This is a genomic window from Staphylococcus parequorum, from assembly GCF_039237145.1.
Lineage (GTDB): Bacteria > Bacillota > Bacilli > Staphylococcales > Staphylococcaceae > Staphylococcus > Staphylococcus equorum_A.
The window spans coordinates 231,527-257,201 of sequence record NZ_CP150682.1 but is presented as its reverse complement, the minus strand read 5'-3'; the positions used below and the strand labels follow the sequence as shown (position 1 = coordinate 257,201).

Sequence of the window (25,675 nt, the reverse complement as noted above, 5' to 3'; positions counted from 1 at the left end):
GTTTTAAATCAGTAGTAATAGTAGTAGGGCTTGTGGATTACGGGATAACTTATATGAATTCAGGTATGGCATTATTTAACGACTGTGGATAACTTGTGCACAGTGTGTATGACTTTTACACATTATCCACAATTCTCCAAAATTTATCGTTACTACGTTATTCCTCAATTTTCCTACAATTAATCTGTTATAGTACAGTTTTTTATTGATTTCTAATTTCTTTTTCCAAGTTTTCAAGTTCTTGTTTAAAAGTTGAATCACTACTTACTTCTTTAGCTATTTTCTCATGCGCATGAATAACAGTAGTATGATCACGGCCACCAAACTCTTCACCAATTTTAGGTAATGAGAAATCAGTTAGCTCACGTGATAAGTACATTGCAATTTGGCGCGGATAGGCAATGGATTTTGTACGTTTTTTAGCACTAAAATCTTCAATTCTCACGTTATAGTATTGTCCAACTATCTTTTGAATATCCTGAATCGTAATTTTTTTCGATTTTGGCGCTTGGATAATATCTTTTAACGCTGCAGCAGTTAATTCAGTTGTAATCGGTTGGCCTTGAAGTTTAGAAAATGCTAATACACGAGTGAGTGCACCTTCAAGTTCACGAATATTAGACTGGATTTGATTAGCAATATAAGTTAATGCTTCAGTTGGAATATTTAAATTTTCTTCTCCAATTTTTTTCTGCAAAATAGCCATTCTTGTTTCGTAATCAGGAGGCGTAATATCAACGATTAATCCCCATTCAAAGCGAGAACGCAAACGATCTTCTAATTTAGCAATTTCTTTCGGCGGTCTATCACTCGAAATAACAATTTGTTTGTTTGCTTGATGTAATTCATTAAAAGTATGGAAGAATTCTTCTTGTGTTTGCTCTTTATTTTGGATGAATTGAATATCATCTATTAATAAAACGTCAATATTACGGTATTTTTCTCTAAAACGCTCAGTTTTATTATCACGAATAGATTTAATAAATTCATTAGTAAATTTTTCACTAGACGTGTAAATAACTTTAGCATCAGGATTGTTTTCTAATACATAATGACCAATCGCATGCATTAGATGCGTTTTTCCTAAACCAACGCCACCATAAATGAAAAGCGGGTTATAGGCTTGAGCAGGTGCTTCGGCAACAGCGAGACTTGCTGCATGAGGAAATCTATTGCCAGGTCCGATCACAAATGTATCAAAAGTGTTGTGTGTATTGAATTGTTCGCCGCCAATGACAGCTTCATCTACACCCGGTGTATACTTTTTCTTTTGTGGAACGTCTGGATTCGTGTGTTGATTCTCACCTGATTTTAAACTCTCTAATTGATCTTCAGAATAGAAAACTGGCATAATTTCATGACCGATTGCCTCATATAATGCAGTTTGAATAATTTCAACATAATGCGTTTTTAACCAATTGGCAACAAATGGATCATCGATAACAACAATGGCTTCATCATTTTGCAATGAGTAAAGCTTAGTATCTTTAAGGAAAGTTTGATAGCTAGGATAACTTACTTTCTCTTGAGCCAAGGTTAGGACTTTTTCCCAAATTTCTTTTTCTGACATATGAATAAACTCCAACTTTCATAAATTTTAAAAGTTATACACAAAAACAACAGGTATAAATGAGACTAATCACAGCATGTTGATAATTATCCACAAGTTACACACAATCGGTGGATAACTATTTACTCGCTATGATTTATACACAGCTGTTTAGTATATAATTCAATAAAGTAAACCCTGTATCTATCAATATTTACATGACTTATCCACACAATTATACTTTTTAACAATGACCAATGTCAAATGACTGTGAATATGTTGTTAAAACGTAGATGAACTTGTTAATAACATATATATTATCCACAAAAATAGAAACCGTAACTGTGCATAAGTGGATAACTTTGAGGAATAAACAGTATAACAAAAATCGAACCATTTGTGAGCTTGGGAAATAATTTATAAAGATTGTATGGAAAATGTATAATGAAAAATGAAGGATAATGCGGATTGTTTTTTAGATAGTAATGTTTCTACTATAATAGGGGAGGTTAGGCAATTTATAATCCAACACTTCCTTATATGTAATTAAATTGGGAAGTATTTTTAAATTGCCTATAAAATTGCAAAGACTCAAATTGATGCTTGCTTTATAAAATATATTTTGTTATATTGTAGAAGTTGCTTGAATTATGACTAGAAATTAATAACAGTTAAATCAAGACTTAAGAGCAGAAGCGTATATTAATTTATCTATTATAATAGTTAGATAACCGAATAAAGATGGAGGTGTTTTTGCATGGTAAAACGTACTTATCAACCAAATAAACGTAAACATAGTAAAGTTCATGGTTTCAGAAAACGCATGAGCACAAAAAATGGTCGTAAAGTTTTGGCGCGTCGTCGTCGTAAAGGCCGTAAAGTACTATCAGCATAAGATCACTGACTCATCAGTGGTCTTTTTTTGGTTTTAATGAAGGAAAATGACAGGAAATTACGTTAATTTTCGTTAGTAATTTAAGAAAATTAATGATATAGATTAAACATATATATAACATAATACATCTAATGAAGAGATAAGTGAGTGATGGTTGGTGGAAAAAGCGTATCGAATTAAAAAGAATGGTGATTTTCAATTTATTTATAAAAAAGGGAAATCAGTCGCTAACAGACAATTTGTAGTATACACAAAACCCAACAAAAATTTAGAGCATTTCCGCTTAGGAATAAGTGTTTCTAAAAAAATAGGTAATGCTGTGGTTAGAACCCGTATTAAAAGAGCTATTCGTGAAAACTTCAAGATACACAAAGAAGATATGCTACCATTAGATATTGTGGTAATAGCGAGGCAGCCAGCTAAAGATATGGATACGCTACAAATTCAAGCGAGCCTTGAACATGTACTTAAAATAGCAAAGGCTTTTAATAAGCGCATCTAAGTAGGGTAGGGGAAGTGGTTGATTAGACTACCGTTAGTCTAACTTCAGACAACCCTAAGACTTACTGTGTATTTTTTCGATCAAGATATTCGCTTTTTGATAGGAAACTCTTTACAATATTATAATGATAAAATTTAGACAATAAAGGAGGCGAGATGGATGATGGATTTAGATACAATAACGAGTATATCCACGCCAATGGGCGAAGGTGCGATAGGTATTGTACGTTTATCTGGTGCTGATGCAGTTAACGTTGCTGACAAGTTATTTAAAGGAAAACAAAAACTTGCAGATGTAACATCTCATACAATTAATTATGGTCATATTATTGATCCAGAATCAGAAGAAGTTATAGAAGAAGTAATGGTTTCTGTGCTACGTGCACCGAAGACGTTTACGCGTGAAGATATTGTTGAAATCAACTGTCACGGTGGTATTTTAACAATTAATAGAGTGCTTGAATTAACAATGAGTAATGGCGCACGTATGGCTGAACCGGGAGAATTTACAAAACGTGCATTCTTAAATGGACGTATTGATTTGTCCCAAGCAGAAGCAGTGATGGATTTTATTCGTTCTAAAACCGATCGTGCATCAAAAGTTGCAATGAATCAAATAGAAGGCCGTTTGAGTGATATGATTAAACGACAGCGACAATCCATTCTCGAAATCCTTGCACAAGTCGAAGTTAATATAGATTACCCAGAATATGATGACGTAGAGGACGCTACTACAGAATTTTTATTAGGTAAATCAAATGAAATTAAAGAAGAGATTAATAAATTATTAGAAACTGGTACGCAAGGTAAGATTATGAGGGAAGGCTTATCTACAGTAATTGTCGGTAGACCGAATGTTGGTAAATCATCAATGCTCAATAATCTGATCCAAGATAATAAAGCTATTGTTACAGAAGTGCCAGGAACGACACGAGATACATTAGAAGAATACGTTAACGTTCGAGGCGTACCACTAAGATTAGTAGACACAGCAGGTATTCGTGAAACTGAAGATATTGTAGAGCGCATAGGTGTTGAACGTTCCCGAAAAGCATTAGGCGAAGCAGACTTAATCTTATTTGTACTAAATTATAACGAAGCACTTTCTGAAGAAGACCGTAAACTTTATGAAGTGATTAAAAACGAAGATGCGATTGTTATTGTAAATAAAATGGATTTAGATAAACAATTAGATATAGATGAAGTTAAAGCAATGATTGGAGATATGCCGTTAATCCAAACTTCTATGTTGAAGCAAGAAGGAATAGATCAATTAGAAATACAAATTAGAGATTTATTCTTTGGTGGCGATGTTCAAAATCAAGATATGACGTATGTATCTAATTCAAGGCATATTTCATTATTAAAAGAGGCTAGAAATACAATTCAAGACGCAATAGATGCTGCAAAATCAGATATACCAATGGATATGATTCAAATTGACTTGACGAGAACTTGGGAAATATTAGGTGAAATCATCGGAGAATCCGCAAGCGACGAATTGATAGATCAATTATTTAGTCAGTTCTGTTTAGGAAAATAATAAGGAGGAAAATAGTATGGCTCAAGAATATGATGTAATAGTAATAGGAGCCGGGCATGCTGGTATTGAAGCAGGACTTGCTTCAGCTCGACGTGGTGCAAAAACGCTTATGTTAACAATTAACTTAGATAATATTGCGTTTATGCCATGTAATCCATCAGTTGGTGGACCGGCAAAAGGAATCGTCGTGCGTGAAATTGATGCTTTAGGTGGACAAATGGCCAAAACGATTGATAAGACCCACATTCAAATGCGTATGTTGAATACGGGCAAAGGCCCAGCAGTGAGAGCATTACGTGCACAAGCAGATAAAGTATTGTATCAACAAGAAATGAAAAAAGTAATTGAAGATGAAGATAACCTTGATATTATGCAAGGCATGGTAGACGACTTAATGATTGAAGATGATGTGATTAAAGGCGTACGTACTAACATTGGAACAGAATACTGGGCAGAGGCAGTTATTATTACAACAGGTACATTTTTACGCGGTGAGATTATCTTAGGAAACATGAAATATTCAAGTGGCCCTAACCACCAATTACCATCTATTTCATTAGCCGATAATTTAAGAAATCTTGGCTTTGAAGTTGTTAGATTTAAGACAGGTACACCACCTCGTGTAAATGCGAAAACAATTGATTATTCTAAAACTGAAATCCAACCAGGTGATGAGGTAGGTAGAGCGTTTAGTTTTGAAACTACTGAATATATCTTAGATCAATTACCATGTTGGTTAACATATACAAATGCTGATACACACCAAGTAATTGATGATAATTTACATCTTTCAGCAATGTATTCAGGGATGATTAAAGGTACAGGTCCAAGATATTGTCCATCAATTGAAGATAAATTTGTGCGTTTCAACGATAAACCACGTCACCAATTATTCTTAGAACCAGAAGGACGTAATACGAATGAAGTATACGTACAAGGATTATCTACAAGTCTTCCAGAACATGTACAAAGACAAATGGTAGAAACAATTCCTGGTCTAGAAAAAGCAGACATGATGCGTGCAGGTTATGCAATTGAATACGATGCACTCGTACCTACACAATTATGGCCAACACTTGAAACTAAAAAAATCAAAAACTTATATACTGCTGGTCAAATCAACGGTACATCAGGTTATGAAGAAGCGGCTGGACAAGGTATTATGGCTGGTATTAATGCAGCAGCTAGAGTACAAGATAAAGATGAAGTTGTCTTAAGTCGTTCTGATGCATATATCGGTGTATTAATTGATGATCTTGTTACGAAAGGCACAAATGAACCTTACCGTTTATTAACATCTCGTGCAGAGTATCGTCTATTGATAAGACATGATAACGCTGATTTACGTCTCACTGATTTAGGTCACGAATTAGGAATGATTTCTGAAGAGCGTTATGCACGTTTTAATGCAAAACGAGACATGATAAAATCAGAACAAGAACGATTAGGTAGTATCCGAGTGAAACCACATGATCGCGTTCAAGAAATTATTGAAGCCCAAGGCGGTTCTCGCTTGAAAGATGGTATTTTAGCATTAGAGCTGTTACGTCGTCCTGAAATGACTTACGATTTAATTCTTGAAATTCTGGATGAATCACATGTACTTCCATCTGATGTTGAAGAACAAGTGGAAATTCAAACGAAATACGAAGGCTACATCAACAAGTCATTACAACAAGTTGAAAAAGTAAAACGTATGGAAGAGAAAAAAATTCCAGAAGACTTAGATTATAGTAAGGTAGATAGTTTAGCGACTGAAGCGCGTGAAAAATTAGCAGAAGTTAAGCCATTAAACATTGCGCAAGCTTCTCGTATTTCTGGTGTGAATCCAGCTGATATCTCAATTTTACTTGTTTTTCTTGAACAAGGAAAAATCCAAAGGGTGAAAAATTAAGATGAGTGTAGAATGGTTAACTAAGCAACTCAGTACACAAGGTATAGAACTTTCTGAAGAACAACAACGACAATTTCAAACGTATTATCAAATGCTTGTTGAATGGAATGAAAAAATAAATTTAACAAGTATCACTGAAGAACATGAAGTGTATTTGAAACATTTTTATGATTCAATTGCGCCAAGTTTTTATACGGATTTGACTAAAGAATTAACAATTTGTGATGTAGGTGCTGGTGCTGGTTTCCCAAGCATTCCTTTAAAAATTATTTTTCCGAATTTAAAAGTTACAATTGTAGATTCGTTAAATAAACGTATAAACTTTTTAAATCAATTAGCAGAGGCGCTAGACCTTGAAAACGTAAATTTCGTGCACGATCGTGCCGAAACGTTTGGCAAAGGAGTCTACAGGGAGTCTTATGATATCGTAACTGCACGTGCTGTTGCTAGACTTTCAGTATTAAGTGAATTGTGTCTGCCTTTAGTTAAAAAAGGCGGTCAATTCATTGCTTTAAAATCTTCTAAAGGTGAAGAAGAATTAGAAGAAGCACGTTTCGGTTTAGGTATTTTGGGTGGTAAAGTGCGAGAAACAATTTCATATGAATTGCCAGAAGAAGCAGGCGAGAGACAAATGATGATTATAGACAAGAGAAGTCAGACACCTAAGAAGTATCCTAGAAAACCAGGAACACCGAATAAGTCTCCATTGCTTAACAAGTAAATGCAAATCAATACAATTAATTTAGAGGGAGCGCATGGAAAATGAAGAAACCTTTTTCTAAATTATTTGGTTTAAAGAACAAAGATGACATTGTTGGTTATATTGAAGAAGATCATAATAATAGCGTTGAATCTATTCATATCGAACGTATTGTGCCAAACCGTTATCAACCAAGACAAGTATTTGAGCCAAATAAGATAAAAGAACTCGCAGAATCAATAGAAGAACATGGTTTGTTACAGCCTATCGTCGTACGTCCAATTGAAGAAGATATGTTTGAAATCATTGCAGGTGAACGTAGATTTAGAGCGTTTCAATCACTTGGTAAAACACACGCAGAAGTCATTATTAGATATTTAGATGATGAAGAGACTGCTGTGGTTGCACTTATTGAAAACATTCAACGTGAAAACCTATCCGTCGTTGAAGAAGCGGAAGCATATAAAAAGTTATTGGAAATCGGGGATACCACACAAAGTGAATTAGCTAAAAGTGTTGGTAAAAGCCAAAGTTTCATAGCTAATAAATTGCGTTTATTAAAATTAGCACCTAAAGTCATCGAACGTTTACGTGAAGGTAAGATTACTGAACGTCACGCTCGTGCAATGTTAAGTTTATCAGAAGAAGATCAAGAAATAATGGTTGAAACTGTTATTAGCCAGAAGCTAAATGTAAAACAAACAGAAGCACGAGTGAAACAAAAAGTTGGCCCTGAAAAGGTGACGGCTCAAACATTTGGCTTTGAAAAAGACTTAACTGACGCACGTGATGCAGTTGGTAAAAGTCTTGAAAGCATTGAAAAAAGCGGCATTAAATATGAACATCAAGCTAAAGATCATGACGACTATTATGAAATAAAGATTAAATTATACAAACGTTAATATAACCAAAATGAAACAATCTGGGAAATAGATCCTAGATTAAATCACTGACTGTTAGAATCCTCATTGGAAATCTAACAGTCTTTTTTAATGTTTAAATTTTATTAAGTTAATATAAAAATTCCATTGTAATATTGTGATAAATCAAAAACTGTGATTAAATTAAGAAAACGCTTACACATTATCTAAAGGGGGGATGATAATATGATTACGTTTATCGTGTCTATTATTTTATTAGTTGTAGGTTATTTCACTTATGGTAAATATATCGATAAGATGTTTGGAACGAAAGAGGAACGTCCGACGCCAGCATTTCATCAGAGGGACGATGTCGATTACTTACCGATGAAGACATCATCTAATTCACTGATTCAATTATTAAATATTGCAGGTGTTGGTCCAATTTTCGGACCAATTATGGGAGCACTTTATGGACCTGTCGCATTTATTTGGATTGTTGTGGGTTGTATTTTTGCAGGGGCGGTTCATGACTATTTAACTGGGATGATTTCAATCAGAAATAAAGGGGCTCATTTACCTGAGCTTGCTGGTAAGTTTTTAGGAAAAGTGATGAAACACTTTGTTAATATTTTCTCTATTTTATTATTACTCTTAACAGGAACAGTATTTGTGACAAGTCCGGCATTATTATTACATGATTTATTAGACGGACGTATTGCATTAGGCATCATTATTCTTGTTATCTTTATTTATTACATTCTTTCTACGATTTTACCTATTGATAAAATTATTGGCCGTATTTATCCAATATTTGGGGCATTATTATTAATTAGTGCGGTTGGTATTGGTTTCCGTCTTATTCAAACAGGCGCACCGATTCCAGAGATTAATTTAAAAAATATGCATCCTGATGGGGCATCTATTTTCCCATTATTATTCTTCACGATTACTTGTGGGGCGTTATCTGGTTTCCATGCGACACAAACGCCAATTATTTCTAGAACAACGAAAAAAGAAAATAATGGTCGTTTTATCTTTTACGGTATGATGATTGCTGAAGGAATTATAGCTATGATTTGGGCAGCAGCAGGTATGAGTCTATTTAATGGTTACAATGGACTTAGTGATGTATTAGCGCGTGGCGAAGCAGCTTTAGTGGTAAGTGAAGCTTCTCATTTATTATTAGGTTCTGTCTTAGGGACCATCGCAGTGTTAGGCGTAATCGTCTTACCGATTACGAGCGGGGATACATCTTTCCGTAGTGCCAGAATGATTATTGCTGATTACTTAAATTATGGTCAACGTAGTGTTGTAAAAAGAATTATCGTAGCTGCACCATTATTTGTAATTAGTTTCGCTTTGACTCAAGTAGACTTCACAATACTTTGGCGTTATTTCTCTTGGGCTAACCAAACCACTGCAACTGTTGCTTTGTGGGTCGGGGCTATGTACTTACTCATGGCTAAAAAGAATTTCTGGGTGGCAGCAATACCAGCCGTGTTCATGACATGGAATATATTTACATACATTCTCAGTCAGCCAATCGGTTTAGGATTAGATCTTACATTAAGCTATGTGATAGCATTTGGTCTGACAATACTATGGGTTCTGTACTTTGGTTATCAATATAAGAAAATCACTGAAGGTGAAGAGTTTGAATTAGATCACCAAATTCAATATCAGCAACAAACGACTTAAGTTTTTATATTGGCAGTACTTGGCCGATAGCTAGTTAAACTTGTGGGGTGGATATGAAATCAAATTATGATTTCTATCTTGCCCTTTTTTGTGCTGTCTAAAGGCAGTCTAAAAAACGTTGGTATCATAGGGTGTAAAAGCATTTTGACAATTGAAAAGGTGCATATGTCAAAGAACTTTGGTAGTCTAATAATGATTTCCATATTAATCTCTAGTCAAAGGAGCACGACAAATGAATTTAGGTTCTCAAATTAAGTATTTCAGACAACTCGATTATTTATCTCAAGAAGATTTAGCAGAGAAATTATATGTTTCACGTCAAACAATTTCTAATTGGGAGAATGATAAGAGTTATCCAGATGTTCATAATTTACTTATGCTCAGTTCATTGTTCGATGTTTCTTTAGACGATTTAGTCAAAGGAGATGTGGAGATTATGGAACAGAAATTAAAGCAAACAAACTTTAACTTGTGGTCACATTTAATGGTGTGGCCGATGTTATTAGTAGCAATTTTATTTGGTCCAGCGCTTTATTATTGGGGAACGGTTGGCATTGTCATTGAGGTTGTACTATTTATTATTGCGATGTACGCTTCTATTAAAGTAGATTTAATTAAGAAGTCTAATAATATGCAAACTTACGATCGAATCGTAGCATTTATGAAGGGTGAAGATCCTAATGAGGTTAATACTACAAAACTAAGAAATACCCTGACATTTATATATAGCTTCATATTAATCGTAGGCGGTTTTTTAATCATTTTGCTATTAAGTATGTATTTTTTCAAATAGAAAATATAGTAAAAAGCATCTTTCAAATTTTGAAAGATGCTTTTTTATGTAAATGGGACTGAATGAACTTTTTATTATTTTTAAAACTTTTATTAAAAAATATCACAGTAAATGTTTGAGCAAGCAGTTTAGTAGTAATCAACTCCCTACAATTTAATAAATTTATTTGTAGATAATGTAGATAATGAAATACCTTAAAAATCAAGACACGTGCATGCTCATCGGCATTCATTTCAAAATAAAAAAATAAAGAATATAGCTAATATTAAGTGAATTATTATCCTTAAATTGTATTTAATTTTAAGGAGTAAAAAACTACTCCAATATAAGAAAGCGTTTACAAATAAGAAATAAGGTGATATATTAACGTTAATTTGGTTAGTTAAATTAACAAACCAACCAAAAATAAGGGGGCATCGCTAAAAGTTAACGCGTAAAGATAACTATACATATTACTGGTTTGGACATTCTAATTTATGAATAGTTGTTTTGTTAATCATCTATGAGCAGGCATACATTAAAAATTAATGGGGTGGGGATTATGTCCGTTAGTTATGATTCTAAACAAAGTGATAAGAATGAACGATTAGGTATGCCAGAGAAGATTACTTTTGGTATCGGGGATTTTGGAGCGAATTATAGTTGGACCTTTATTGCATCTTTTATAATAATTTATATGACTGATGTAGTGGGTGTTGCTGGTTCAGTAATAGGTACTATTATATTGATTTGTCGGTTTGCAGATGGTTTTTCGGATTTGTTTATGGGAAGTATCATTGATAATACAAATACAAAGATGGGCAAGGCTAAGCCATGGGTCTTTTGGACCGCTCCTATTTTGGGAATCTTAACTATTTTATTATTTAATGTGCCACAATCTTTTGGTGATACTGAAAAGATTATTTATATCTTTTCAATATACTTTTTGATATCAGTAGTGTTTTATACTGCCAATAATGTTGCATATTCTTCTCTTATTTCATTTATGACTAAAAATGAAACTGACCGTGTTTCATTGGGAAGTATCCGTTTTATTTTTGCTAACTTAAGTGTTTTGTGTATTACGACATTTACCACATTTTTAGTTAATGGATTTGGTGGTAATCAGCAAGGTTGGACTGTTACATCTATTATTTATGGCGCATTATGTGCTATACCGTTAATGATTGCAGGATATTTTGTAAAAGAAAGAAACGTTGCAACTAAGAAATATGACCACATTGATAAAAAAGGTGTCAAAAAACAAAAAAACCGCATACCTTTTACATTAATTATAAAAACATTAATGACAGAAAAATACTTTCTTATTACTATTGTTTTATATTTACTATGGTATTTACGTCAAACAGATAATAGCATGAGAATATATTATGCTACGTATATTTTTAACGATGAAAATGTTATGGCGCTTTTAAGTTTTGCTACTTTAATCCCAACAATTTTAGGTTTACTACTTGCAGCTAAATTTTCAGAAAAGGTTGGAATTAAGAAAAGTATCATTATTGGTTTAGTAATATCAATAATTTCTTATATCATTATGAGTTTGTTTTCGGAAAACTTAACTATGTTAGTTATAGGTTTAGTTATACATGGTATAGGAATCGTACCATTTACTGCTGCACTCAGTGGTATTGTTGCAGATATTGGCGATATTATATATTGGAAAACAGGGGTACCAGTACAAGGGTCAGTGTTTAGTTTGGCTAGTGCTGGAATGAAAATTGGATCAGGTCTACAGTCAGCTATTGTAGGGTGGTCATTGTCCATCGGTGGTTATGTCGCAGGAGCTTCAATACAATCTGAAAGTACTATATTTGCCATAAAATCGATGCAAATATACTTTCCGTTTTTAATGGTTATAATGATAATGATTGTTACGTTCTTTTTAAATTATGAAAAATTCATAGGTAAGGTTAAGGACCAAATAAGAAATAATGAAGTGGGAGAACTGAGAAATAAACAAATATATAAATAAGCGGAGGTTATATTATGTCAAAAAAATTATATGTAGCTAAAACAGGATCAGATTTTGCTAAGGGGTCTGAGGATGAGCCGTTATTAACAATTAATAAAGCAGCTTCGCTTGCGTTACCTGGGGACACTGTAATCGTTCATGAAGGCATATATAGAGAAGAAATAAACGACATAAATTCAGGATTAAGCGAGTCTCGCAGAATTACATTTGAAAGTGCAAAAAATGAAAAAGTGACTGTAAAAGGCTCTGAAGAAATAAATGATTGGCATCTTGTAGAAGGAAATATATGGAAAGTAGAAGTTCCTAATCAATTATTCAAAACATTTAATCCTTTTTCAGTGAAATTATTTGGTGATTGGCTTGAGGTTGATAATGATCAGACTTTAGGGCAAGTATATTTAAATGGTCATGCACTATTTGAAGTAAATGCTTTTGATAGATTGAAAAATCCACAAAGCGTCGAAAAAGTATTTGATCATTGGACTGAAAAAGAAGTTGATTTTGATTACGCTGATTTATCGACATTTTTATGGTATGCGGAAGTAGATGAAAATAGTACTACGATTTACGCTAATTTTCAAAACTATAATCCAAATGAAGAATTAATAGAAATCAATGTCAGAGAACACGTATTTTCGCCAAGTCAAACACATACTAATTATATAACAATTCGTAATTTTGAATTAGCGCATGCGGCAACACAATGGTCTCCACCTACAGCTAAACAGACTGGTTTGATTGATACGAATTGGAGTAAAAAATGGATCGTAGAAAATAATTATATACATGATTCGATGTGTAGTGGTGTTTCAATTGGTAAAGAGATATCTACCGGACAAAACTTTAGTTCAATTAGAAAAGATAAACCTGGTTATCAATACCAAATAGAAACAGTTTTTAGTGCTGTTAATGCTGATTGGAATAAAGAAACGATAGGATCACACATTATTAGAAATAATAAAATTAGCGATTGTGGACAAAATGCTATTGTGGGTCATTTAGGGTGCGCTTTTAGTGAAATATATAATAACCATATCTTTAATATTGGTAATAGAAGAGCGTTTTTTGGATATGAAATTGCTGGTATTAAACTACATGCGGCTTTAGATACACAAGTTTATAATAATTACGTTCATAACTGCTCTTTAGGTATGTGGTTTGATTGGCAAACTCAAGGAACAAGAATTAGTAAAAATATATTCAATGAAAATACAAGGGATCTTTTTGTAGAAGTGACAAGCGGACCTTATCTCGTCGATAATAATATACTAACTGCTGATTACGCTTTAGATAATCATGCTCAAGGTGGCGCTTATGTTAATAATATTATTAACGGTGAAATGGTTCATAGATTGATGCTAGATAGATCAACGCCTTACCATGTGCCACATAGTACATTAGTCGCTGGATTTGCTCCAGTTTATGGAGGAGACGATAGATTCTACAATAATATATTTATAGGGAAAAATGCTGTAAATAATATTGGAACTGAACTGTATAATGGTTATACAACATCTTTAGAAGAATATAAGTATTTGGTCTCTCAAGAAGAAGGAGATCACCAAGCTTATCATAAAATAAAACAACCTGTTTTTATTAACAATAATGCTTATTTCAATAAAGCCAAACACTTTGAAAAAGAAGAAAATAATTTAATAGATGAGAACTTCAATCCTGCGTTATCTTTAGAAGAAGAATCAGAAGGTTTATATCTTAACATTTCATTACCAGCATCATTTTTTGAAATTAAAGGAGAAACCCAATCAAGTGATACTTTACCTAAAGTAAGACTAGCAGATGCAGACTTTGAAAGTCCAAATGAAAAGCCAATCAGTATTAATACTGATTTAGTAGAAAATATGAGAACGGATACTACTCTATTAGGACCGATTGAAAATTTACAAGCTGGTGAAAATAAAGTGCTAATTTGGAAACACAATGAAAACGGTGACTATCTGTAGGACTAAGTCATTATTATACAGATAAAATGCACAAAATAATTAGACCGCTATAACATTCACAAATGAAAAACAGCCTCAATTTTTAAAAATTGAGGTGCATCCCAAAAGTTGGACATAAAAATTCAACTTTTAGGGATGTTTTTTTATGTCAAAATACTATCAATCTATTTTTATTATTGTTTCATACAGAAGCAATGTGCTTTAACGGTTGATTTATGATAATATAGAATAATTGTTTTTTTATTTAATTTATTTAAAAACTTTTTATTAAAACCATAGGAGATATTAGTTTATGAAATATTATGAAGAAATACCTGTTATAAGAGCTATAGCCACGATGTTAGTTCTATGTATACATTTAACAGCTCAATTGTATAATTCAAATGGCGTCATAACAGATCCTATTTTGTCATATTTTAATCAAATAGCGAGATTAGGAACACCAATTTTCGCCGTAATCAGTGCATTTTTGCTTACAAGTTCGACTTTGAATAGAAAATTTAGTTTATTATACTTTATCAAATCAAGATTCACTAAAATCTTTATACCTTATATACTATGGACAACTTTATATATAGTATTGAGGTATCTTTTTACTAATACATATTATCCTCCAGGGACGCCTTTAATAAAATACTATATACTTGGTACAGCTGAAATACATTTATATTTCATTTTAGTAGTAATTCAATTTTATTTACTATTTCCATTCGTACACAAACTTAAAAAGGGGTTACCATTAATAGTAGCATATATCATTGCGACAATAATAAATGTAATTTGGTTGAATTATGGTAGAGGTGAAATCACATTCCAAAGTGACTTATTAAACGCTTTTGTTAATAGTAAAGCATTTATATTGAATTGGCTTTCTTTCTTTTTCCTTGGCATTTGTTATGCGAAGTTTTATAAAGAAATTAATAGAACAATATTAGAATATAAAATTTATTTCAAAATAATAGGGATGATATTATTTGTTGATTTAATAATCAGCATTGATATTACAAATTTATATGGTTCAAGCAGTATAGCTAACATCATTTATATACCATTCTTTCTTGCGCTATTAATTATATTTTATAATCATGTTAAAAATTATAAGTATTTAATGAAATCTTTAACAGTTATAGGAAATTATTCTATGGGGATATACTTGATTCATGTTTTATTAATTATGATATATAGACAGTACCCTTATGCAGATATTGTTAATAATCCATCTACATTTGTTATTTCTTATATCGTTATATTATGTCTTTCTGTAATATCCATTTATTTAATAAGTAAATTGCCTTTTTCAAGTTATATTGTACCGATTCCAGCTAAAAAAACTATTATTAATAAGCGTGTACGAAATGAGAAGACATAGTGAAGCTGTAATATGAGCATTAAGGTATTAGAAAGAACAAGCTTTCAGGACGACAGACTTATCCATCTACAAATAGAGAAAATAAGTAAATAGATATGTAAGAACATTTTGAATGCTAAAGCGTAAAATTTAAATGAGAGGCTGAGACAAAATATGTGTCTCAGCCTCTCATTTTATCTATTTTAGTGATTGAATTGATAAGATCTATTTAGTTCACTGTTATTCTTTTGTATTACAACCTTCTTTAGAACCGCAAGAGCTGCATTTTCCTTCTTTAGATTTTTTCATAAATTTAGTTAATGTAAATATAGTGTAGCCAAAAATTGCTAAAAAGATAACGATGTTAATGATAATCGACATAAAATCACGTCCTCAAATAAAAAATTGGCTAACTTGGTAGAAGATGAATGTCAGTATATAGGCAGCAATTAAAGGATAGGCTACTGCGAATATTGTCCATTTTAAGGCATAGGTTTCCTTACGAATGGTTGCTACAGTCGATAAACAAGGTATGTACAATAGGATAAATATCATAAAGGCATAGGCTGATAATGGCGTAAATTGATCTTGAACGATATTTACTAATCCGGCTTCATCTGAAGCGTAAATAATAGCCATCGAACTAACTATGACTTCTTTAGCTAAGAACCCTGGAACAAGCGTTGCGCCTGCTTGCCAAGTTCCGAATCCTAAAGGTGCAACTAAAACTGCAAAGAAACTTCCTATAAAATGTAAAAAGCTGTCGTTTACATCTACGTTGAAACCACCTGGTCCTGTATAATTTAAAAGCCAAATAACTACTGAACCTGCAAAGATGAAAGTTCCTGCTTTTTTAACAAATCCTTTTGCTTTTTCCCAAGTACTTCTCCAAAGTGTTTTGATAGAAGGTAAACGATATGTCGGTAATTCCACGATAAATACTGAATCATCATTTTTCAGCACAGTTTTAGTCAGTAAGACACTTGTTAATAATGCGATGACAATGCCAAGCACATAAAGACTTAACACAATGAGCGCTTGATTTTGCTCGAAGAAAACACCAACAAATAATGCATACACAGGTAGTCTTGCAGAACATGACATAAACGGTGCAATTAAAATTGTTGTAAGACGTTCTTTCTCACTTTCAATACTACGTGCAGCCATAATACTAGGCACGTTACACCCGAAACCAATAATCATAGGAATAAAGGATTTACCACTTAAGCCAAAGGTTTCCATAATTCTATCCATCAATATAGCTATACGTGCCATGTAACCTGAATCTTCTAGTAAAGAAATAAAGAAGAAGAGTACGATAATCTGAGGGACGAATACTAATACACCCCCAACACCTGCAATCACTCCGTCAGTAATTAAATCTTGTAAGAAAGCTACAACACCAAGGTTATCCATGACTGACTTAACGGTATCGGTAAATGTGCCACCAAGAAATTCATCAAGCTGATCAGATAATGGTGTACCTACCCATGTAAATGTAATGTGGAATATGAGCCACATGATACCTAAAAAGATAGGGATACCTAATATTCTATGTGTTAGCAATTTATCTATACGATTAGAAAGATATTGTTGTTCTTCATCAGGATATTCAATCACCCCGTCTAATAATTGAGCTATGTAGTCGCTACGTTTACGTTGTACTAATTCACGAATAGAACAGTCTAGTAAATCAGATAATGTTTCACGTAAAGGGATGATTTTTTCTAACACGACTTCATCGAGTAATTCATGAATTTTAGGATTGTCTAAAGGAATTGTATAGCGATAAATCTGAAAAGCTGTTTATCGAAAGAAGTGTGTTCAGATAAATATTTTTCAATACAAGATATTGTATCTTCAAATTTTTCGCCATAATTTATTCGTAAAGGTCTAGATTTTGATAATGAATGGTCTTTAAGCGCATGTAATAAATGAGTCGTACCTTTACCACTTCTCGCTAGGATAGGTAATAAGGGTAGTTTTAATTTCTTCATTAGAGCAGTCTGATTAATACGAATACCACGTTTTGTGGCTACATCTATCATATTTAAGCCGATAATAATGGGTGCCCCTAATTCCATTAATTGAACTGTTAATTGTAAATTTCGTTTGAGTTGGCTTGCATCTATGATATTGATCATACCTGAGAAGTCATTGTTTAATAAGTAGTCGGTCACTACAGTTTCATCTTTAGAAATAGGTGACAGTTCGTATATACCAGGTAAATCTATAAGGCTTCCAGCGTTCTCTTTTAGACGGCCGACCTTCTTCTCAACGGTAACGCCGCTCCAGTTGCCTACATATTCGTAAGTGCCAGTTAATGCATTAAATAATGAGGTCTTACCTACATTAGGATTTCCTAGGATACAATAGCTATTATTCATGTGCTTCCTCTAAAAAAATCTGACATGCATCACAACCACGTATACTTAAACATTGGTCATTAACTTCTAAAATACAAGGCCCTTTGAATAAACATTTTTGCTTAATTTTCACGTTCGTTCCGTTATTTAAGCCTAGCGCATTTAAACGTTGTAACATATGTTGGTTTTTAATATGTAGAGCTTTAATTTTATAACGTTTTTCCAAAGTGGCTGTCTCGATATTTAGCATAGTCATCACTCTTTCTTAATTGTAAATAATAATCATTGTCAATTATACAACTAAGTTTTGTACGATAAAAGCGTTTTAAATATTAATTTTGTGGACATTTTGTTAAAAGACATTGCAATGCTCATAGATTTCATTAAACTTGTAATAAAATCTATCTGAAATATATATTAACCTTGAATTAAGGGTATAGATAAGTGAGCAAAAATATTGTATATTTACACGATAGGTATTACACTCGAATCAAACTTGAAATGAAGCGGTCCAGTTTTTTAGATATTTTGATTTGTAAATATAGTTTTTAATACATAAAAATAAAGACACCAAGACGATTTGTTTTCAATCCATCAGTAGCAATATGTAAATAGTTTATATGCATTAAGGGTTTGTAAAATGCGCATAATGTAGGAGGGATTCAAATGGTTATTCGTGAAAATAAACGTATCAAAGTCAAAAGATTGAATGAAACACGTTCTAGTGGTATTTCTGTGATGATTGAGGAAGGCGGATTGGGAGCCGATCAATATTATCAAATAGAAAAGCAAAACACGGAAACTTCAGAAGAGCATTTACACCAATTTGAAAATGAAGTTCGTGAAAAGAGTGACATTGAACTTATAGATTTATTAGTTGTAAATGCAAAAGAAAATACAAATACAGATTATAATGAAGCGTTGCAAGTAATTCAAGAAGAGATACTGGATCGCATGAAATAGTGATTAAATTCATACAATTGAATAATAAAATGAGCATATGAAGGCTATTGATAGGGGGTAATTAGAACTATATCAGTAGCCTTTTTAGTATGTTAGGCTGTCTAAAGTACGTCTAGAATATTAAAAATGATTAGAAATACCAATGAGAACATAAAAAAGGAACGGGAATACGAAATCAAAAGTTGAAATTTGATTTCGTATTATCGCTCCTATCAGACTGCTACTGTGTAATTGTTAGTTGGTACTTTTTGTGCACGCTTTCCGAGGGCACAGCCTTAGCCTGTAGTCTTCGGCTGATGCTTTCCTCACAGGAGGCGGTCCAAATCACTGGCATTTTAAAACAATGAACAAACATTTAAAGTTATATAGTAACCCAAAGTACAACTTTTTGAGTTCTTTACACATTGGGTTTGTTTACGTTCTGTTACAACATCATATATTTGTATTTTTGTTAACCATTTAATTCTAATGGATTAGGTCCAATTCTCTTATTTTCGTTTAATGCATCAATACGTTCCATTTGATTAGTTGATAATGAGAAATCAAAGATATTAATGTTTTCTTCTATTCTATGAGGTGTAATTGATTTTGGAATTGTTACGACACCATGTTCAATATTCCATCTAATAACAACTTGTGCTGGAGATTTTCCAATTTCTTCTGCAATCGCATTGATTGTTTCATCTGTTAAAATCTCCGCGTTCATTAGTGGAGACCATGACTCCATGTATATAGATTCAGTATCTAAGTAAGTTCTCAATTCTTGTTGTGTGAAGTAGGGATGAAATTCGACTTGATTGATGACAGGTTTAATAGAAGTTTGTGATTTTAACACTTCTAAATGCTCCATATTGAAGTTACTTACACCAATATTTTTAACTTTGCCTGATTCGTATAGAGCTTCCATACCTTTCCAAGTTTCAATCATGACAGACTCATCTGTACCCGGCCAATGAATAAGGTAAAGATCTAAGTAGTCTAGACCTAAGTTATCTATAGAAGTTTGATATCCTTGTTCTACATTGTCTTTGCCAAAGTTATCAAACCAAAGTTTTGATGTAATAAATAAATCTTTTCTTTGAATACCGGCTGCAGCCATACCTTCTTGTATACCACGGCCGACCATTTCTTCGTTTCCGTAAACTAATGCGGCATCAATACTGCGATAACCGTTGATAATTGCATGCTTCACTGCATCTTTTGCAGTGTCATCATTTTCTACTCTAAAAACACCTAAACCAAGTTGAGGCATAGTATTACCATTATGAAAATCAATATATTGCATAGTTATTCTCCTTTTACTGTGTTTGATTTCAAAATATTTTCAAACAATGTTTATATTAGTTATATTACCGATGATTAAGTAAAAATGTAAGTACGCACTTTAAAGTAACCTAGGTATCTATTTTATGAATAATCATATTTTTAATTGATTTTTAAGATTGCTGTGATTATAATATAGGTATAAAAAATGTTACCATTTAGTTCACCAAGCCCTCACTATTGCCTATAATAGTGAGGGCTTTTTATGGTGTGGCTTACGTTATCGCCTATTGTTTTTCGCCACGATTACGAAGCCATTGCGTAAACATGGCAATGATGCAACCACTGATGATTGTGGCTAAGACATTTATAAAAAATGCTACCATTATTCAGCTCACCTCCTCTCAACGTCTAAATTGACGCCTGAGAGATAGGCGACATCCATATTATATACTAGAAATGCTGTGCTTTTATCATATGTTTGAGCTTGTCACTTTATCTTCAAATATTTCCTCAATTATACAAATTACCACAAATATCATTATCAATTTATTTAATTTCTTCTTAAAACAACATGTACATTGTATTCGAAAATCATTATACTTAAGAACATGTTTATTTTTAAAACAACAAGGAGTTAGACAAAATGAGTATCATTAAAAGAGTATTTCGGAAAGAAGATTTATCCCGTTATCAAAATAAAGATTCAAATTTAGAACGTACACTTCGTGTGAGAGACTTTTTAGCATTAGGTGTCGGAACGATTGTATCGACTGCTATTTTTACATTACCAGGTGTTGTTGCTGCAGATCATACAGGACCAGCTGTAACACTTTCATTTTTAGTATCAGCAATAGTAGCGGCACTCGTTGCTTTTGTATATGCAGAGATGGCTTCAGTGATGCCATTTGCAGGTTCGGCTTATACTTGGATTAGTATATTATTCGGAGAGTTTTTTGGTTGGATAGTAGGATGGGCGCTCATTGCAGAGTATATTATTGCAGTTTCTTTTGTAGCGTCAGGTTTTTCAGCCAATTTAAGAGGGCTTTTAGACCCCTTCGATATATCATTGCCAAACGCATTATCCAATTCACTTGGAACTAACGGTGGCATAATGGATATTATTGCAGCAATTGTAATTATTATCACAGCACTCTTGTTAGCGAGAGGTGCATCAGAAACAGCACGCGTACAAAATATACTTGTTGTGTTAAAAATATTAGCGATTTTCTTATTTCTTATTGTAGGTTTATCAGTTATTAATCTTGGAAACTACATACCGTTTATTCCTGAATATAAAGAAACAGCAGCAGGTGCCTTTGGTGGTTGGCAAGGTATTTACGCAGGAAGTTCGGTTATTTTCATTGCTTATATCGGTTTTGATTCTATTGCAGCTAATTCTGGAGAAGCAATTAACCCACAGAAAACAATGCCTCGAGGTATCTTAGGATCACTACTTATTGCAGTTGGATTATTTGTTGCTGTATCACTCGTATTAGTAGGTATGTTTGATTACTCAGCATACAAAGATAACGCAGAACCAGTAGGTTGGGCATTACGTATGAGTGGACACGGCACAGTTGCTGTTATCGTACAGGCTGTCTCAGTTATAGGTATGTTTACGGCACTTATTGGTATGATGCTTGCCGGTTCACGTTTACTTTATTCATTTGGCCGTGATGGCATTCTTCCGTCTTGGTTAGGGAAGTTAAATACCAAGAATCAACCTAATCGTTCTTTAGTCATACTAACAATTGTGGCAGTCATTATCGGATCTGTATTTCCATTTGGATTTTTAGCGGAATTGATTTCAGCAGGTGCGCTCGTCGCATTCATGTTTGTGACAATTGGAATTTATGCATTACGCAAAAGAGAAGGTAAAGATTTACCAGAACCAGCATTTAAATTACCATTTTACCCTGTTATGCCGATTTTTATATTTATCTGTGTATTTGCAGTGTTTTGGGGATTAAGCGGACAAGCTAAATTCTATACATTGATTTGGTTTATTATTGGTATTGTATATTATTTATTTTATGCCATTAAGATGAATGGTCAGCAGAAATAGATAGCTTATAGTTTAAAAATTACTTTTAATGAAAAGACTCCGGATCTAGATGATTAGATTCGGAGTTATTTTTGTGCAGAAATAGATAATCTATAAGTAAAAGTAAAAAACATATAGAGTGACGAATTAACTTAGTTTTACCTTACATGTTTAAACTTTATTTAGACAAAACCTCAAAAACACTTCTATAATTTTTTTAAATAGTTCATAATCATTATTTTTATTTTAAAATTTTTAGATTAATTTAATTTCGTACATAAATTAAAATATTTTTCAAAAATAAACAGAAATTATATATAGAAATATGATAAAATTTAATTTAAATACATAAATAAGGGGTGTTTGATATGAATTGTCCTAATTGTGGTGCAACTGCTCAAAATGAAGACTTATTTTGTGGAGAATGTGGAACAAAATTACAAAATGATTTCACTGAACCTACAAATAAAAATTCTAGTCAAAATGATAATGATGACAAAATTCAAAATTTCAAAAAAAGTATGAATGATTATACGAGTGACACTTTAAGCGAAAGTAAAAGATTTTTTGGGAATGTTTTCACTGGTTTAGATAACGAAATAGCTTCTAAATATGTTTATTCTTATAAGCTCTTAATGTCATTAGTTGGTGGAGGATTGATTATACTATTGTTATTTTCACTTTTTCTAGTACCTGGTGAAGTAGCATATTTGGGGATAACTAAAAGTAGTATTATATTTAAAATTCTAATCTATTCATTGATTGCTTTATTAATACTGTTTGGAATTACTATTGGAATTATGAAGATTTTAAATATAAAAGAAGATGTACATAAAATACTCTCAGATTTTATAGCTTTTAATACATACGCTGTAATATTTATACTTTTAGGACTTTTATTTATCCTTATAAAAGTGGCAAGTTTTGCAGCATTCCTAATTGTAATTGGAATACTATTATTTGTTGTTTCGCCAATTTATTTGATTAGTAAATATAGTAATTATAATAAACTTCGTATACCTACAATTTATGGTATTATTGTTTATTTTATTATATTAGCTATAATAACTCGAATAATCGTTGAAAGTAGTATATCAGGCTCTTTAAATCTTATTCAAACATTGGTAGGAGGGTAATATATGAAGTATTGTAAAAAATGTGGAGCTCCTTTAAATGAAAATCAAAAGAACTGTACAAAGTGTGGAGAACAAATTAAACAGGAAACAAAAACACCAAAAAATAATAAAAAGTTAATAATGATTATAAGTATTATTGTAATAATATTTATTCTGTTATTTACATTATACAAAATAATTGAATCAACTATATCGCCTGTAAATGAAGCTAAGACAATTTCTGAAGATATCAAAAAAGGAAAACATAAAAATTTATCTAATAATTTAGTGTTTAATGATCGCAATTTAAGTAAAGAAGAGTCCAAAGCTTTTTATGATTATATTGTAGAATCTGATAGCCCAGATAGAGTTGCAAACGAAATTGAAAGTAATGTTAAAGAGATGCAAAAAAATAATACGGAATATACTTCTATTGACATTAATGATTCTGAAGTAATACATGTTAAAAAAAATGGCAAAAAATATGGCATTTTTGATAATTATGATTTTGAAGTAGCTAAAGAAACGGTTTCCATTTATCCTGATTCTGATGGTACTATTGCATATCAGTATAATGATAAAAAGCATAAAATCAAACTGTCTGAAGAAAATGAAAAAGTATTTGCTACACTACCAATTGGTAATTATAAGCTAAAAGCAGATAAAAATATCGATGATAAAAAGTTTGAGGGCCACCTCATTATCAATATGTCTGATGATAATGAAGTTACTGAAGATTTTAACGCAAAATATTTAGATGTGAGTATTGATGCCGAAGATGTTGATGATACTTCAACTATTGAAGTTTATGTTAATGATGAGAAAAAAGCATCTTATGATGAGGTAAATGAATATTTATTTGGTCCACTTTTACCGGATAAAAAACAAGAAGTATATGCTCAAGCTGAGGTAGATAATAAAAAATTCAAATCAAATGTAGTTAAAGTACCAAAAATGAAAGATACTACTGATCCAATTAATATAGATTTAGTATTTGATGATAACGAAATAAAAGAACGACAAGAAAATGCAGAAGTTAAAGAAGAAGTACAAACATTTATAGAAGATTACACAGATGCCTTAAACGAAGCTTATGAAGAAGAAGAGTATATGTATATATCTAGTTATATTAAAAGTGACAGTGATACAGCTGACCACATGGAAGAAGTTGTAACATCAGGAAGTGAGGCAGAATATTCTGATCCTAAAGTTACAAAATATAATAAGGATGGTAATACTGTAACGATTGAAGTTGAAAAACAAGATAAGAATGGAAAAAATATTAAATCTCAATACGTTTTAGATTATGATGATGATATATCTGATTTTGAAATAAAAAGTTATACAGATATTTAATTGCATTTTATGTATTTAAAAATATTTATGCTAAATGATATGTTTCTTTTGTTTTGAAGTGGTGTTTGCAGCATATATAACCAACTTTAAATTTAATAAGGTTAAAGACGGAGGGTATGCATTTATATGACTAATAAAGACAAAAAAAGAAAATTTGATAAAGAAGATAAATTTAGCATTATGACTATTATCTTAGATGTATTACTCTCAATAATTAGAGGTATAATTACTGTGATAAAAAACATATTTTCATAACAATACCCAATAAAAAGCGCTTAACAGTTTGTTCTCTGTTAGGCGCTTTTAACTTTTTTATTTTAATGATTCATAGTTATCTTTCTTTTTCTTATTCATAGCTTTAACAAAAATAGGATAAAAAAGTAATAAAAAAATGACTAACATTTTAGGTAACATGTGTGACTTCCTCCTTTGATTTCATGTAATATACAAAAATTCTTAACTAATAAATACATTTATGATAAGCATAGCTAGACCAAAGTAAATATAAATCGGTTTAACTTTATTTTTACCTAATAGAGAAAGTTGAATCATTGCTATTCCTAATAATATTAAAGTTCCTTCAAAATTTGACAGTTCAATAATTTTTAAAAGCCCTATGACTGCAAATATAATTAATAAAACACTATTTAACATTAAAAACATAGCAGTTATTTTCTTCTTTAATCCTTCTGACTCGTTACGATCTATGAATAAAAACCACAAACTTATGGCAATACCATAAACCAGTGAAAGTATTGCTATCATATTTTTAATCTCCTTAGCTACATTTATTATGTTATCCATCATCATTCTTTTTTGTTTTTAAAAAGACAAAGCAATTATAG

The 25,675-nt window shown here is 32.0% G+C and carries 21 protein-coding genes and 1 pseudogene; 15 read left to right on the top strand and 7 right to left on the bottom strand.

What is annotated here, in order from left to right; all coding sequences use genetic code 11:
* Nucleotides 1-202 precede the first annotated feature (202 nt).
* Nucleotides 203-1,570 carry a chromosomal replication initiator protein DnaA gene (gene dnaA, locus AAA453_RS01215; protein WP_069817338.1) on the bottom strand — a complete coding sequence of 456 codons (1,368 nt, stop codon included), beginning with the start codon at nucleotides 1,568-1,570 and terminating at the stop codon, nucleotides 203-205.
* 736 nt (nucleotides 1,571-2,306) lie between these two features.
* Between dnaA and rpmH the strand changes: the two genes are divergently transcribed.
* From rpmH to AAA453_RS01160, 11 genes are all read left to right on the top strand, one after another.
* Nucleotides 2,307-2,444: a 50S ribosomal protein L34 gene (rpmH, locus tag AAA453_RS01210; RefSeq protein WP_000240855.1), complete on the top strand. Its 138-nt coding sequence runs from the start codon at nucleotides 2,307-2,309 to the stop codon at nucleotides 2,442-2,444.
* Between the two features lie 157 nt (nucleotides 2,445-2,601).
* Entirely contained in the window at nucleotides 2,602-2,946 is a 345-nt protein-coding gene (gene rnpA / locus AAA453_RS01205; protein ID WP_069817419.1) for a ribonuclease P protein component, read from the top strand.
* A gap of 162 nt (nucleotides 2,947-3,108) precedes the next feature.
* Nucleotides 3,109-4,488, top strand: a complete 1,380-nt coding sequence (gene mnmE / locus AAA453_RS01200; RefSeq protein WP_141714387.1) for a tRNA uridine-5-carboxymethylaminomethyl(34) synthesis GTPase MnmE — start codon at nucleotides 3,109-3,111, stop codon at nucleotides 4,486-4,488.
* A 16-nt stretch (nucleotides 4,489-4,504) separates the two neighbouring features.
* Complete coding sequence (mnmG, locus tag AAA453_RS01195) at nucleotides 4,505-6,382, top strand: tRNA uridine-5-carboxymethylaminomethyl(34) synthesis enzyme MnmG (RefSeq protein WP_069826410.1); 1,878 nt, start codon at nucleotides 4,505-4,507, stop codon at nucleotides 6,380-6,382.
* A gap of 1 nt (nucleotide 6,383) precedes the next feature.
* The gene (gene rsmG / locus AAA453_RS01190; protein WP_069826411.1) at nucleotides 6,384-7,103 is read left to right on the top strand and encodes a 16S rRNA (guanine(527)-N(7))-methyltransferase RsmG; all 720 of its coding nucleotides are present in this window, start codon (nucleotides 6,384-6,386) and stop codon (nucleotides 7,101-7,103) included.
* Between the two features lie 41 nt (nucleotides 7,104-7,144).
* Nucleotides 7,145-7,984, top strand: a complete 840-nt coding sequence (locus tag AAA453_RS01185; protein ID WP_002506209.1) for a ParB/RepB/Spo0J family partition protein — start codon at nucleotides 7,145-7,147, stop codon at nucleotides 7,982-7,984.
* Nucleotides 7,985-8,188: 204 nt separating this feature from the next.
* Nucleotides 8,189-9,643, top strand: a complete 1,455-nt coding sequence (locus tag AAA453_RS01180) for a carbon starvation CstA family protein (protein ID WP_277579972.1) — start codon at nucleotides 8,189-8,191, stop codon at nucleotides 9,641-9,643.
* A 232-nt stretch (nucleotides 9,644-9,875) separates the two neighbouring features.
* Nucleotides 9,876-10,436, top strand: coding sequence for a helix-turn-helix domain-containing protein (locus AAA453_RS01175; protein ID WP_427705681.1), 561 nt, complete (start codon nucleotides 9,876-9,878; stop codon nucleotides 10,434-10,436).
* Between the two features lie 541 nt (nucleotides 10,437-10,977).
* A complete protein-coding gene (locus AAA453_RS01170; protein ID WP_277579971.1) occupies nucleotides 10,978-12,411 on the top strand; it encodes an MFS transporter in 1,434 nt (477 codons plus the stop codon).
* Between the two features lie 14 nt (nucleotides 12,412-12,425).
* Complete coding sequence (locus AAA453_RS01165) at nucleotides 12,426-14,372, top strand: right-handed parallel beta-helix repeat-containing protein (RefSeq protein WP_069817350.1); 1,947 nt, start codon at nucleotides 12,426-12,428, stop codon at nucleotides 14,370-14,372.
* 292 nt (nucleotides 14,373-14,664) lie between these two features.
* Nucleotides 14,665-15,741: an acyltransferase gene (locus AAA453_RS01160; RefSeq protein ID WP_427705679.1), complete on the top strand. Its 1,077-nt coding sequence runs from the start codon at nucleotides 14,665-14,667 to the stop codon at nucleotides 15,739-15,741.
* A 219-nt stretch (nucleotides 15,742-15,960) separates the two neighbouring features.
* Here AAA453_RS01160 and AAA453_RS01155 read toward each other — a convergent pair whose 3' ends face one another.
* The 3 genes and pseudogenes from AAA453_RS01155 to AAA453_RS01145 form a co-directional block, all read right to left on the bottom strand.
* Nucleotides 15,961-16,101 carry a FeoB-associated Cys-rich membrane protein gene (locus tag AAA453_RS01155; RefSeq protein WP_081325276.1) on the bottom strand — a complete coding sequence of 47 codons (141 nt, stop codon included), beginning with the start codon at nucleotides 16,099-16,101 and terminating at the stop codon, nucleotides 15,961-15,963.
* Between the two features lie 12 nt (nucleotides 16,102-16,113).
* Nucleotides 16,114-18,107 (bottom strand): annotated as a pseudogene (gene feoB / locus AAA453_RS01150) (ferrous iron transport protein B).
* Nucleotides 18,100-18,336: a FeoA family protein gene (locus tag AAA453_RS01145; RefSeq protein ID WP_277579966.1), complete on the bottom strand. Its 237-nt coding sequence runs from the start codon at nucleotides 18,334-18,336 to the stop codon at nucleotides 18,100-18,102. Before AAA453_RS01145 ends, feoB begins: the two are co-directional and overlap by 8 nt.
* Nucleotides 18,337-18,752: 416 nt before the next feature.
* Here AAA453_RS01145 and AAA453_RS01140 point away from each other — a divergent pair, with 416 nt between their 5' ends.
* Nucleotides 18,753-19,049, top strand: a complete 297-nt coding sequence (locus tag AAA453_RS01140; protein ID WP_069817358.1) for a hypothetical protein — start codon at nucleotides 18,753-18,755, stop codon at nucleotides 19,047-19,049.
* Nucleotides 19,050-19,500: 451 nt separating this feature from the next.
* On the opposite strand, the gene AAA453_RS01135 is transcribed toward AAA453_RS01140, so the two are convergent.
* Entirely contained in the window at nucleotides 19,501-20,334 is an 834-nt protein-coding gene (locus tag AAA453_RS01135; protein ID WP_427705677.1) for an aldo/keto reductase, read from the bottom strand.
* 265 nt (nucleotides 20,335-20,599) lie between these two features.
* Entirely contained in the window at nucleotides 20,600-20,698 is a 99-nt protein-coding gene (locus AAA453_RS01130; protein ID WP_141714367.1) for a type I toxin-antitoxin system Fst family toxin, read from the bottom strand.
* A 260-nt stretch (nucleotides 20,699-20,958) separates the two neighbouring features.
* Between AAA453_RS01130 and AAA453_RS01125 the strand changes: the two genes are divergently transcribed.
* From AAA453_RS01125 to AAA453_RS01115, 3 genes are all read left to right on the top strand, one after another.
* Nucleotides 20,959-22,380 (top strand): APC family permease, encoded by a 1,422-nt coding sequence (locus tag AAA453_RS01125; protein ID WP_277595562.1) that lies wholly within the window; start codon nucleotides 20,959-20,961, stop codon nucleotides 22,378-22,380.
* Between the two features lie 347 nt (nucleotides 22,381-22,727).
* Nucleotides 22,728-23,495, top strand: a complete 768-nt coding sequence (locus AAA453_RS01120) for a zinc ribbon domain-containing protein (protein WP_277595563.1) — start codon at nucleotides 22,728-22,730, stop codon at nucleotides 23,493-23,495.
* Between the two features lie 3 nt (nucleotides 23,496-23,498).
* On the top strand, nucleotides 23,499-24,830 hold the full coding sequence (locus AAA453_RS01115) for a TcaA NTF2-like domain-containing protein (protein ID WP_427705675.1): 1,332 nt from the start codon (nucleotides 23,499-23,501) through the stop codon (nucleotides 24,828-24,830).
* Nucleotides 24,831-25,286: 456 nt separating this feature from the next.
* Here the strand turns inward: AAA453_RS01115 and AAA453_RS01110 are convergent, their stop codons facing one another.
* Nucleotides 25,287-25,595 (bottom strand): hypothetical protein, encoded by a 309-nt coding sequence (locus tag AAA453_RS01110; RefSeq protein WP_277595565.1) that lies wholly within the window; start codon nucleotides 25,593-25,595, stop codon nucleotides 25,287-25,289.
* Between the last annotated feature and the right edge of the window lie 80 nt (nucleotides 25,596-25,675).